This window comes from Duganella dendranthematis (assembly GCF_012849375.1).
GTDB classification, from domain to species: Bacteria; Pseudomonadota; Gammaproteobacteria; order Burkholderiales; family Burkholderiaceae_D; genus Rugamonas; species Rugamonas dendranthematis.
Genome location: NZ_CP051684.1, coordinates 2,596,882 through 2,609,434 on the forward strand (window position 1 = coordinate 2,596,882; position 12,553 = coordinate 2,609,434).

Annotated in this window: 8 protein-coding genes and 1 tRNA gene; 7 read left to right on the forward strand and 2 right to left on the reverse strand. The window is 61.4% G+C overall.

From position 1 onward, the window contains the following. The first annotated feature begins 72 nt into the window (after nt 1–72). The 4 genes from HH213_RS11930 (at nt 73) to HH213_RS11945 (ending at nt 8,629) form a co-directional block, all read left to right on the forward strand. The gene (locus HH213_RS11930; RefSeq protein ID WP_169112382.1) at nt 73–2,322 is read left to right on the forward strand and encodes a TonB-dependent receptor plug domain-containing protein; all 2,250 of its coding nucleotides are present in this window, start codon (nt 73–75) and stop codon (nt 2,320–2,322) included. Nucleotides 2,323–2,379: 57 nt separating this feature from the next. After that, a complete protein-coding gene (locus tag HH213_RS11935) occupies nt 2,380–4,377 on the forward strand; it encodes a M13 family metallopeptidase (protein ID WP_169115127.1) in 1,998 nt (665 codons plus the stop codon). A gap of 75 nt (nt 4,378–4,452) precedes the next feature. Then, nucleotides 4,453–6,480, forward strand: a complete 2,028-nt coding sequence (locus HH213_RS11940) for a M13 family metallopeptidase (protein ID WP_110846167.1) — start codon at nt 4,453–4,455, stop codon at nt 6,478–6,480. Between the two features lie 112 nt (nt 6,481–6,592). Then, nucleotides 6,593–8,629: a M13 family metallopeptidase gene (locus HH213_RS11945; protein ID WP_174864454.1), complete on the forward strand. Its 2,037-nt coding sequence runs from the start codon at nt 6,593–6,595 to the stop codon at nt 8,627–8,629. 272 nt (nt 8,630–8,901) lie between these two features. On the opposite strand, the gene HH213_RS11950 is transcribed toward HH213_RS11945, so the two are convergent. Next, complete coding sequence (locus HH213_RS11950; protein WP_169112384.1) at nt 8,902–9,105, reverse strand: hypothetical protein; 204 nt, start codon at nt 9,103–9,105, stop codon at nt 8,902–8,904. Between the two features lie 79 nt (nt 9,106–9,184). Between HH213_RS11950 and HH213_RS11955 the strand changes: the two genes are divergently transcribed. Beyond that, nucleotides 9,185–9,745, forward strand: coding sequence for a hypothetical protein (locus tag HH213_RS11955; protein WP_110846170.1), 561 nt, complete (start codon nt 9,185–9,187; stop codon nt 9,743–9,745). 49 nt (nt 9,746–9,794) lie between these two features. Here the strand turns inward: HH213_RS11955 and HH213_RS11960 are convergent, their stop codons facing one another. Beyond that, complete coding sequence (locus HH213_RS11960; protein WP_110846171.1) at nt 9,795–10,382, reverse strand: c-type cytochrome; 588 nt, start codon at nt 10,380–10,382, stop codon at nt 9,795–9,797. 201 nt (nt 10,383–10,583) lie between these two features. Between HH213_RS11960 and HH213_RS11965 the strand changes: the two genes are divergently transcribed. Both HH213_RS11965 and HH213_RS11970 read left to right on the forward strand, forming a co-directional pair. Then, nucleotides 10,584–10,659: transfer RNA gene (locus HH213_RS11965), tRNA-Arg, on the forward strand. 413 nt (nt 10,660–11,072) lie between these two features. Beyond that, nucleotides 11,073–12,533 (forward strand): glycoside hydrolase family 30 protein, encoded by a 1,461-nt coding sequence (locus HH213_RS11970; protein WP_169112385.1) that lies wholly within the window; start codon nt 11,073–11,075, stop codon nt 12,531–12,533. The last annotated feature ends 20 nt before the right edge of the window (nt 12,534–12,553 follow it).

Genomic DNA, 12,553 nt, shown 5'->3' on the forward strand with positions numbered 1-12,553 from the left:
GCCAGCGGCAAGCCCTTTTGCCGGCTGGCATGACGGTAGAATTCTTCGCAAGAATTCCACCTGATAGAGTACATGAGCAAATTACTACCCCTCGCCTGGCTGGCCATGCTCGGCGCGGCAGACGCGTGCGCGCAAACCCAGACCGATAGCGCACCGCAGCAGGCGGCACAGCCGGCCGTCAAGTCCACCACCGACAAGTCCGCTGCCGACAAGCAGGTGCAGCAGGTCACCATTAGCGGCGGCCGCGCCAGCGATATGGACGAGCGCCGCAACTCGGTGGCGGGCAAGCAGATCTTCGGCCGCGAAGAGCTGGACCGCAACGGCGACAGCAATCTTGGCGACGTGCTCAAGCGTCTGCCCGGCGTCACCCTCGGCGGCCGTCCGGGCCGTGGCGGCGACGTCCGCATGCGCGGCATGGGCAGCGGCTACACGCAGATCCTGGTCAACGGCGAACGGCCGCCGGCCGGCTTCTCGATGGAATCGCTGGCGCCGGATCAGGTCGAGCGGGTCGAAATCATGCGCGGCCCGGTGGCCGAACACAGCACGCGGGCCATCGCCGGCACCATCAACATCATCCTGCGCGACGGCTACCAGCAGCGCGACAACCAGCTCAAGCTGACCGACTCGATCGAGCAGGGCCGCCATTCGCCGAATGTGTCGCTGACGGTGCCCGGCAAGGTCGGCAGCCTGACCTGGCTGCTGACCGGCTCGCTGTTTGAAAACCACCAGCACGACCAGACCGAAACCCATAACCTCGACACCCGCGCCGACAGCGTGGTGGTCAAGGACGAGAACGTACTCGACGAGACCAAACGGGAGACGCGCGGCCTGTTCCTGACGCCGCGCCTGTCCTATAAATTCGATGGCGGTGACACGCTGAACTTCCAGCCGTTCCTGATGGTCAACCGCAGCGACAGCAAGGCCCGCAGCGATCTGACGCAGAATCCCGGCCTGGTGCCGCCTAGCCTGCTGCTGCCGCCGGAATACAACCTGGCGCTGACCGATGCGCACAGCGAATCGACCTTCCTGCGCGGCTTCGGCAACTGGGTGCACAAGCTGGACGGCGCGGCCAAGCTGGACGTCAAGTTCGGCTTCGGCGCCGGCCACAGCGACAACGATTCGCTGCGCTACCAGTACGACAACAGCGGCGCGCTGCTGGACCGCTTCACCGACACCGCCACCGTGCGCGACCGCAGCGCCAGCACCGGCGGCAAGTACAGCACGCCGCTGGGCCGCGAACATTCGCTGGCGGCCGGCTGGGATGTCGAGCTGGGCCACCGTGAAGAGACCAAGACCTCGCTCGACAAGGACGGCGTGCCGCAGTTTGCCGATTCCGGCGACAACCTGACCGCCGATACCCGCCGCCTGGCGGTGTTCGTGCAGGACGAGTGGGATATCTCGGCGCAATGGTCGGGCTATGCCGGCGTGCGCTGGGAAGGCATCCGTACCTCCAGCAGCGGCGCCAGCACGGGCGACGTCAGCAACACCAGCAGCGTGCTGAGCCCGCTGCTGCACGCGGTCTACCGCATTCCAGGCCACGACAAGGACCAGATCCGCGCCAGCCTGACCAAGAGCTACAAGGCGGCCAATATCCAGGACCTGATCGCGCTGCCGTCGCTGTCGCGCTTGAACAGCGCGACCAGGCCGGACCGCACCGGCAATCCCAACCTGAAGCCAGAACTGGCTACCGGCCTCGACCTGGCCTATGAGCACTACCTGGGCCGCGCCGGTATCCTCAGCGCCAGCGGTTTCATCCGCAATATCGAAGACCTGATCCGGCGCGATATCGCGCTGGAAAACACCAGCACCGGGCCGCGCTGGGTGTCGACGCCGCGCAACATCGGCAGCGCACGCAGCACCGGCATCGAGCTGGAAGCCAAGTTCCAGTTGCAGGAGCTGATGGCGGATGCGCCGGCCATCGATTTTCGCACCAACTACAGCCGCTTCTGGTCCAGCGTCGACGATATTCCGGGTCCGAACAACCGCCTCGACGCGCAGCCCAAGCAGACCGCCAACCTCGGCCTCGACTACCGCATGAAAGATTTGCCGCTGACCCTCGGCGGCAGCCTTAACTGGACGCCGGAGACGCTGATCCAGAGCAGCCTGTCGCAGCTGGTTTACACTAGCCGCAAGCGTTCGTTTGACGCCTATGGTTTGTGGCGCTTCAACGCCAGCAACCAGTTGCGCATCTCCGCCAACAACCTGGTGGCGGAAGACGCCATCGGCGCCAACACCGTGAGCACCAACGGCCTGACACAATTGGCCAATACGACCAACCAGACGTACGTCGTCTGGAGCGTCAAATATGAAATGAAGTTCTAACCGTAAGGATCTGCTGTGAAAAAAAGTTTTCTGCTGACCACGCTGACACTGAGCCTGATGACCGCCTTCGGCGCCGTCACCGCTGCCGATACTGCCGCGCCGATTTCCGGCATCGACATCCCCAACATGGACACCAGCGTGCGTCCGCAAGACGATTTCTTCACCTACCTCAACGGCAGCTGGCTGAAGACCACCGAGATCCCGTCCGACAAATCGAGCTGGGGCACCTTCGCCAAGCTGCGCGACGACACGTTGCCGCAACTGCGCGGCCTGATCGAAAAAGCCGGCGCCGAAAAAGCCAAGAACGGCACCGAGCCGCAAAAGATCGCCGACCTGTACGCCAGCTACATGGATGAAGCCAAGCTGAACGAACTGGGCATCCGCCCGCTGACCGGCGAACTGAACCGCATCCGCGCGCTGAAGGACAAGAAAGGCCTGCCGATCATCATCGCCCACCTGGCGCAGATCGGCGTCACCACGCCGTACGGCGTCGGCGTGCGCCAGGATGCGCGCGAGTCGACCAAATACGCGGTGTACGTCGGCCAGAGCGGCCTGGGCTTGCCGGACCGCGACTACTACCTGAAAAAAGACGACGCCAAGATGGCCAATGCCCTGGCCAAGTATGAGCTCTACATCGCCAAGGTACTGGGCTTGTCGGGTGACCACAACGCCACCGCCGATGCCAGGAAAATCATCGCGCTGGAAACCGCGCTGGCCGAAGCGCAATGGACCAAGGTGGAAAACCGTGACCCGGTCAAGCGCTACAACAAGATGCCGATCAAGCAGCTGGCCGAACTGGCGCCAGGCTACGACTGGAATCACGCGCTGGCCGCGGCCGGCGTAGCCAACAAGACCGACTATGTGATCGTTAACCAGCCGAGCTTCCTGACCGGCTTTGGCGCGCTGCTGGAAAAAACCGACCTGGCGACCTGGAAAGCCTACCTGGAATGGCAACTGCTGCGTGAAGCATCGCCGTTCCTGTCGAAGGAATTCGCTGATGCCCATTTCGATTTCTACAGCACCGTGCTGACCGGCGTGGCGGTCAAGCCGCCGCGCTGGAAAACCGGCGTCAGCCTGGTCGAAGGCAGCCTGGGCGAAGCGCTCGGCAAGCTGTACGTGGCCGACTACTTCCCGCCCGAGCGCAAGGCGCGCATGGACCAGCTGGTGAAGAACCTGCTGGCCGCCTACAAAACCTCGATCGACAATCTGGACTGGATGAGCCCGGCCACCAAGGTGGAAGCGCAAGCCAAGCTGGCCAAGTTCACGCCGAAGATCGGCTATCCGGACAAATGGCGCGATTACTCGACGCTGGTGATCATCAAGGGCGACCTGGTGGGCAACGTGCTGCGCACTTCCAACTACCGCCACCAGCGCATGATCGCCAAGCTGGGCAAGCCGGTCGACCGCGACGAATGGGGCATGACGCCGCAAACCATCAACGCCTATTACAACTCGACCATGAACGAGATCGTGTTCCCGGCCGCTATTCTGCAACCGCCGTTCTTTGACGCGCGCGCGGACGACGCGGTCAACTACGGCGCCATCGGCGCGGTGATCGGCCACGAGATCAGCCACGGCTTCGACGACGGCGGCAGCCAGTCCGACGGCGACGGCAACCTGCGCGACTGGTGGACCAAGGAAGACCGCGCCAACTTCAAGGCCAAGACCGATGCGCTGATCAAGCAGTACAACGGCTACAGCCCGCTGCCGGGTTATAACGTCAACGGCGCGCTGACGCTGGGCGAGAACATCGCCGACAATAGCGGCATGGCGATCGCCTACAAGGCCTACAAGATGTCGCTGGAAGGCAAACCAGCGCCGGTGATCGACGGCTTTACCGGCGACCAGCGTTTCTACATGGGCTTTGGCCAGGTGTGGCGCGTGAAGATGCGCGAAGACCAGCAGATCCTGCAAATCAAGACCGACCCGCATTCGCCGGGCCAGTTCCGCGCCAACGGACCGGTGGTCAACCAGCCGGGCTTCTACGACGCCTTTGGCGTCAAACCGGGCGACAAGCTGTATGTTGCGCCGGAACAGCGCATCATCATCTGGTAATCGTTTATTCATAGCAAAAAAGCCACCCTGCGTGGCTTTTTTGTTATTGTTTTGGATCTTAGGGAGAGCGTATCAATGAAAAAATATCTGCTTAGCACGTTGATGCTGGCGCTGCTGGCCTCGGCCGGTGTCCAGGCACAACAAAAAACCTCGGGCGTCGACCTCGCCAACATCGATGCATCGGTGCGGCCGCAGGATAACTTCTTCCTCAACCTGAACGGCAAGTGGCTGGCCAAGACCGAGATCCCGGCCGACAAGTCGAGCTGGGGCTCGTTCGAAAAGCTGGACGACGACACCAAGCCGCAGCTGCGCACGCTGATCGAAGCGGCCGCCGCCACGCCGGACAAGCAGGCCGGCACCGAAGCCCAGCGCATCGGCGATTTCTTCGCCAGCTACATGGACGAAGCCAGGCTGGAACAGCTGCGCCTGACGCCGCTGAAGGCCGACTTCGACCGCGTGGCGGCACTGAGCGACAAGAAGCAGATCCCGGCGCTGATCGCTCACTTCAACCGCAACGGCTACACCGCGCCATACGGCTTCGGCATCCATCAGGACAACAAGGATTCCACCAAGTACGTGGCCGATCTGGTACAGGACGGCCTGAGCCTGCCGGACCGTGATTACTACCTGAAAAAATCGGACAAGAAATTGGCCGACACGCTGGTCAAATATGAACAGCACGTGGCCAGGATGCTGACGCTGGCCGGCAACGCCAACGGCGCAGCCGACGCCAAGGCCATCGTGGCGCTGGAAACCGAGATCGCCAAACTGCAGTGGACCAAGGTCGAGCTGCGCGATCCGGTCAAGGCCTACAACAAGGTGCCGCTGGATAAGCTGTCCAAGCTGGCGCCGGGCTACGACTGGACCACCTGGCTGAACGACACGGGCATCGGCGGCAAGGTCGATTACGTCATCGTCAGCCAGCCCAGTTTCATTACCGGCTTCAACAAGCTGCTGAACAAGACGCCATTGAGCACCTGGAAAACCTACTTCCAGTGGCAGGTGCTGCACGCCAATGCGCCTTATCTGGCCAAGGATTTCGCGCTGGAGAACTTCGCCTTTTACGGCAAGGTGCTGAGCGGTATCGATGAGCAGCAGCCGCGCTGGAAACGCGGCGTCAACGCCACCGACGGCGCGCTGGGCGAGGCGCTCGGCAAGCTGTACGTCGAGCAGCACTTCCCGGCCGAACGCAAGGCGCGCATGGAGCAACTGGTGAAGAACCTGCTGGCCGCGTTCAAGGAAAGTATCAACACGCTGGACTGGATGAGCCCGGAAACCAAGCTGCAGGCGCAAGCCAAGCTGGCCAAGTTCACCACCAAGATCGGCTATCCGAACAAGTGGCGCGACTACTCGAAGCTGACGGTGGTCAAGGATGATCTGGCCGGCAACGTGCGGCGCTCGCATGTGTTTGAGTACGAGAAGGAAGTCGACAAGCTGGGCAAGCCGATCGACCGCGACGAGTGGGGCATGACGCCGCAAACCGTCAACGCATATTACAACCCGGAGCTGAACGAGATCGTGTTCCCGGCCGTGATTTTGCAGCCGCCGTTCTTCGATGCGGACGCCGACGACGCGGTCAACTACGGCGCCATCGGCGCGGTGATCGGCCACGAGATCAGCCACGGCTTCGACGACCAGGGCGCGCAGTACGACGGCGACGGCAACCTGCGCGACTGGTGGACCAAGGCCGACCACAAGAACTTCGCTGCCAAGACCAAGATGCTGGTCAAGCAGTACAACGGCTACAGTCCGGTAAAGGGCTACTTCGTTAACGGCGAATTGACGCTGGGCGAAAACATCGCCGACAACAGCGGTGCCGCCATTGCCTACAAGGCCTACCTGATTTCGCTGGGCGGCAAGCCGGCGCCGGTGATCGACGGCCTGACCGGCGAGCAGCGCTTCTACATGGGCTTTGGCCAGGTATGGCGCAGCAAGATCCGCGACGCCCAGCAAATCGTGTATCTGAAAACCGATCCGCACTCGCCGGATCAGTTCCGTGCCAATGGTACGGTGCGCAACCAGCCGGGCTTCTACGAAGCCTTTGGCGTCAAGCCGGGCGACAAGATGTACCTGGCGCCCAAGGATCGCGTCATCATGTGGTGATGTGATATAAAAGCAGGGTATCAAATAGCACTACGCCCATGTGAGCAATGGGCTACCACTAATTAATATAGCAGAAGGAAAACTCGTGAAACGTCATCTCGTAAGTGCATTGATGCTGAGCCTGATCGCAGGCTTGGCAGGCGCTGCGGACACTGCCAAAAGCACTGCTCCGGTTAGCGCTAAAGAAAGCAAGAAACCAGTCTCCGGCATCGCCACCGAGTACATCGATCCGTCCGTGCGCGTGCAGGACGACCTGTTCACCCACATGAACGGCAAGTGGCTGGCGACGACCGAAATCCCGGCCGACAAATCGAGCTGGGGCAGCTTTGCCAAACTGAACGATGACATCCAGCCGCAGCTGCGTGCGATTATCGAAGGCGCGGGCGGCAACAAGGCGGGCGGTCCGGAAGCGCAACGCATCGGCGACTTCTACGCCAGCTTCATGGACGAAGCCAAGCTGGAACAGCTGGGCCTAAAACCGCTGAGTGCGGAACTGGCCAAGGTGGCGGCACTGAGCGACAAGAAACAGTTGCCGGCGCTGATCGCCCACTTCAACCAGATCGGCGTGACAGCGCCGTATGGCTACGGCATCCACCAGGACAACAAGGATTCGACCAAGTACGTGGCCGACATCTCGCAAGACGGCCTGGGCCTGCCGGACCGCGACTACTACCTGAAGGCCGACGACAAGAAACTGGCCGACACGCTTGCCAAGTATGAACTGCACGTCGCCAAGATCCTGACGCTGGCGGGCGACGCCCACGGCGCGGAAACCGCCCACGCCATCGTTGCGTTTGAAACCGAACTGGCCAAGCTGCAATGGACCAAGGTCGAGCTGCGCGACCCGATCAAGGCCTACAACAAGGTCGACATCGCCAAGCTGGGCGAGGTTGCCCCAGGCTACGACTGGAACGCCTACCTGACCGACGCCGGCGTCGCCGGCAAGGTCACCTACGTGATCGTCAGCCAGCCAAGCTATCTGAAAGGCATGACCGCGCTGCTGAACAGCACGCCGCTGGACACGCTGAAGGCTTACTTCCAATGGCATCTGCTGCGTTCCAATGCGGCTTACCTGAACAAGGCCTTCGTCGACGAAAACTTTGCCTTCTACGGCACCGTGCTGAGCGGCGTGACCGAGCAGCGTCCACGCTGGAAGCGCGGTGTGTCCGTGACCCAGGGCGCGCTGGGCGAAGCCGTCGGCAAACTGTACGTGGACCAGTATTTCCCGGCCGACCGCAAGGCGCGCATGGAAGAGCTGGTGAAAAACCTGTTGGCCACCTACAAGACCAGCATCGACAAGCTGGACTGGATGACCCCGGCCACCAAGAAGCAGGCGCAAGCCAAGCTGGCCAAGTTCACCTACAAGATCGGCTACCCGAACAAATGGCGCGACTACAGCGCGCTGACGATCAGCAAGGATGACCTGGTCGGCAACGTGCTGCGTTCCCGTCAGTTCGACTACAACAAGGAGTTGAACAAGCTGGGCAAGCCGATCGACCGCGACGAGTGGGGCATGACGCCGCAGACCGTCAACGCCTACTACAACCCGGAGATGAACGAAATCGTGTTCCCGGCAGCGATCCTGCAGGCGCCGTTCTTCAACGCCGACGCGGATGATGCGGTCAACTACGGCGCCATCGGCGGCGTGATCGGCCACGAAATCAGCCACGGCTTCGATGACCAGGGCGCCCAGTACGACGGCGACGGCAACCTGCGCGACTGGTGGACCGCCGCCGACCACAAAGCGTTCGCGGCCAAGACCAAGATGCTGGTCGACCAGTACAACCAGTTCAGCCCGCTGCCTGGCTACCACGTCAACGGCGAACTGACACTGGGCGAGAACATCGCCGACAACAGCGGCGTGGCGATTGCCTACAAGGCCTACAAGCTGTCGCTGCATGGCAAGAAGCCGCCAGTGATCGACGGCCTGACGGGTGACCAGCGCTTCTACATGGGCTTCGCCCAGGTATGGCGCCTGAAGATGCGTGAAGCGGCGCAGATCCAGCAGATCAAGACCGACCCGCACTCGCCAGGCCAGTTCCGCGCCAACGGCCCGATGCGCAACCAGCCGGGCTTCTACGACGCCTTCGGCGTCAAGGCCGGCGACAAGATGTACCTGCCCCCGAAAGACCGCGTGATCATGTGGTAATGAGGTAAAAAAAGAAAAGCCGCAGCGATGCGGCTTTTTTTTTTACAGCTGGTCTAGTTTGCGGCGCAACAGTTGACTCGTTTTGCACAATCCTTGTTGCTGATAGGTCGCGTGACGGTTGGCCAGGAGATTGCTTATCCATTCATCTTGAATCAGCTGCGTCCACCGCGCTTGGTATAAACCTTATGCAGCCAAACTGAGCAACAAATCCCTTAGCGGTGCAGGATAGAGCACACAGGCGTCCAGCACCGCGATGTTGAGATTCGTTGCCATCAATATCCCATGTTTAGCTCCTGAGCCTGGTCCACGAGCTGCTGGAGAGCTTGCTGAGAAATCTGCTGCTGCTTGTATTCAACCAGTTTCTCCAGGTTGAGCTTGCCTTGTTCCAGCAATAGCATGAGGTGTTCTAGCGACACATTCAAGAATTGCGCTGCTTGCGCCAGTTGAACATCGTCGCCGATTAACACTGAAGACATGGTGATTCTCCTCAAAACGGTTAGGTCTTGCCGTATTCAGAGTAAACTAGCGGCTTCCAAATTCAAGAAGCCAACCATCATGCGTTTGCGTTACATCGCATCTTCTTTCGTCCTGCCGCTGCTGCTGAGTGCCTGCGGCGATTCCTTCACGCCGGTCGATGTCTACATGGCGCAGACGCCGGAGTGCAAGGACTGGCAGGACGGCTCGCGTTTCGAGCTGCCGCGCGGGATCAGCGTGTCGACCACGCCGCCGGTGACGCTGCCCGATGGCGGCGCCGAGTTCACCTTCGTCTATCTGGTGCCGCGCGGCGAGCGCGCGCTGTTCCTGACCCGTGACTTCAACGTCACCCAGCCCAAGGGGCCGGTGCTGGCCAAGGCCAAGCTGGTGACCTTCTACCAGCGCACCACCAACTCCGCGCCGGAAATCGTCGAGGCCATTCCCAAAGTCCCAGACATGCTGATTGCCGGCGCCACCGGTGCGGAAACCATCTGGCGCGTGCGCCTGCGCGTGACGGAGAAGCTGCCGGAACGTTTCGACGTGGTGCCGCCGGCGTTCGAGATCGCGCTGAATAAATATCCGATGCGCACCTTTACCTACCGTTACTTCCCCGAGCGCAAAGCCTACGGTTTGTGCCGCTAATAAAAAACCGGCCGTAGAGGCCGGTTGTTCGTTGGCATGCTGACACCGCTTATTTTGCTGGTGCCGGGGCCGCTGGCTCAGTTGCCGGCGCCGCTGGTGCGGATGCTGCTGCCGCAGCAGCCGGTGCGGCCGGCACTTCCGGCTCCTTGAACTTGGCGCCGCCATGGTTGGCCATATAGACCACCGCGCGCGCGACTTCCACGTCGTCCAGATCCGGATTGCCGCCCTTGGCGGGCATCGCGCGCAAGCCTTCCAGCGCGTGCTTGAGGACGGTGTCGTAGCCTTGGGCGATGCGCGCGCTCCAGGCGCCGCTGTCGCCGAACTTCGGCGCCCCGGCAACGCCGGCGCCGTGACAGGCCGCGCAGGTGGCGGTGTACACCGCTTCGCCCGATTGCAGCACTTTCGGCGCGTTGGAGTCCTTCAGCGTATAGCCCTCGTTGGCCACCGGCGCGATGCGCGCGGCCACTTCTTCCGGCGCCTGGCTATTGGAGCCGGCGCCAGTGAGCTTGGTGGTGGTGACGTATTGGACCAGCAGAATGATGCCGATGATCGTGACCGCGAAGAAGCCGACGACAGCGCCAACCAGCTGTTTCGGGGTACGGATGAGGGATTCGTGTTCGTTGTGTGCGTCGCTCATGATTTCCTTAAGAGACTAATTTCAGCCGGGGTGGCGCGAGAGTTAATCAGCGGCTACCTTGTAAAAAACTTCACCAAACGGCTGATTATAGACACAAGAATGCCGCGAAGGAAACGCAAACATAAGCAAAAGAACATTGGCCCATGGACGGCTGCCAATAAAAACGGTATCCTACGGCACGCATTCGCGTATCCCCCTGTCGCGGCTGTAGCTCAGTGGATAGAGTATTGGCCTCCGAAGCCAAGGGTCGTGGGTTCGATCCCCGCCAGCCGCACCAAGTTTTCCATAGAAATCAACCACTTAGTTTACGCACTAGGATGCGCTGTTACGCAGGACAGTGCATGGCTGAGCATATTCGCTGCAGCATAATTGTGCCAGGCGCAGACAGTTGTAATGTGCCACCGCAGCAATTTGCCATGCGATGAATTGCCGACGGGTTCAACCGAAAACGCGCTTTGCCCTGGTTGCTGGGCATATTAGGACGAAAATCTTTCAGCGCTTTTTGATGTGCATCAAAAATCGTCAAATTTCAGTTGCTGGCAGAAATCCCACACCCTTTACGTCCCCGCGTTGACATCAAAGATTTTACGGTGCTATAGTTTCTACAACAAGTGGAAACGATTCCATTTAATTCATAAATAAACAAACGGAGACGGGCGGACAACGATCTGCCTGCGCGAGGAGACATTCATGACTGCAAGCCCCGCTTTGCCGGGCGATGGACGACTGCGCCCATCGTCTGTGAAAAACCTCTTTAAAATCATGCTGTTAGGCGCGTTCGGCGCAGCAGTGCATACGGCCGCGCAGGCACAGACCGTGCAGGCCTGGATCACCACCGGCGACCAGACGCAACTGCTGGCGCGCGGCGCCGACAGCCGTTTCCACAACGGCGACAAGGCCGCTACCGTTATCGAAATCGACCCCCGCCAGCGCTTCCAGGAAATGGTCGGTTTCGGCGCCGCCATCACCGATTCGTCGGCCTGGCTGATCCAGAACAAGCTGAATCCGCAACAGCGCGCCGACCTGCTCCAGGAGCTGTTCGGCCAGTCGCCCGGCGTAGGATTCAGCTTCACGCGGCTGACCATCGGCGCCTCGGATTTCTCGCGCCATCACTACAGCTTTGACGATATGCCGCCCGGCCAGACCGATCCGACCTTGCAGCATTTCTCCATCGACCCCAACCGCGCCGATGTGCTGCCGGTCACCAAGGCGGCGCTGGCGATCAATCCCCAGCTGCGCGTGATGGCGTCGCCATGGAGCGCGCCGGGCTGGATGAAGTCGACCGACAGCCTGATCCAGGGCACGCTGAAGCCGGAGGCCTTCGCGCCGTTCGCCGGCTACCTGTCGCGCTACATCAGCGCCTATGAGAAGGAAGGCGTGCCGATCTTCGCGCTGACCTTGCAGAACGAGCCGCACTTCGAGCCCAAGGATTACCCGGGCATGCGCGTCGATCCGGCCAAGCGCGCGGCTTTCATCGGCGGCTATCTCGGCCCGCTGCTGGCCAAGGAGCACCCGCATACCAAAATCCTCGACTGGGACCACAACTGGGATGAGCCGGGGTCGCCGGCCGATGTGCTGAAAGATCCGGTCGCCAACAAGTACGTGAGCGGCGTGGCCTGGCACTGCTACGGCGGCGACGTGCGCGTGCAGTCGGCGCTGCACGACCGCTGGCCGGACAAGGAAACCTATTTCACCGAATGCTCGGGCGGCAAGTGGGCGCCGGTGTGGTCGGACAATTTGCAGCACTTCGCCCGCACGCTGGTGATCGGCACCACGCGCGGCTGGGCCAAGGGCGTGCTGCTGTGGAATCTGGCGCTGGATGAGAACGATGGTCCCTACCTGGGCGGCTGCAAGGAATGCCGCGGCGTGGTCACCATCGACAGCCGCGACGGCAAGATCACCCGCAACGAAGAGTATTACGCCCTGGCCCACGCCAGCCGCTTCGTGCGCCAGGGCGCGCGCCGCATCGCTTCCACCAGCGGCTACGACCAGCTCGACACGGTCGCCTTCCGCAACGCCGACGATGGTTCGCTGGCGCTGCTGGTGGTGAATTCGGCCAAGGCGCCGCGCCAGTTCGCGGTGCGCATCGGCCAGCGCAGTTTCGATTACACCTTGCCGGCTGCCAGTGTGGCCACCTTCACCTGGAAATAAAACGATAAAAGGGAGACGAA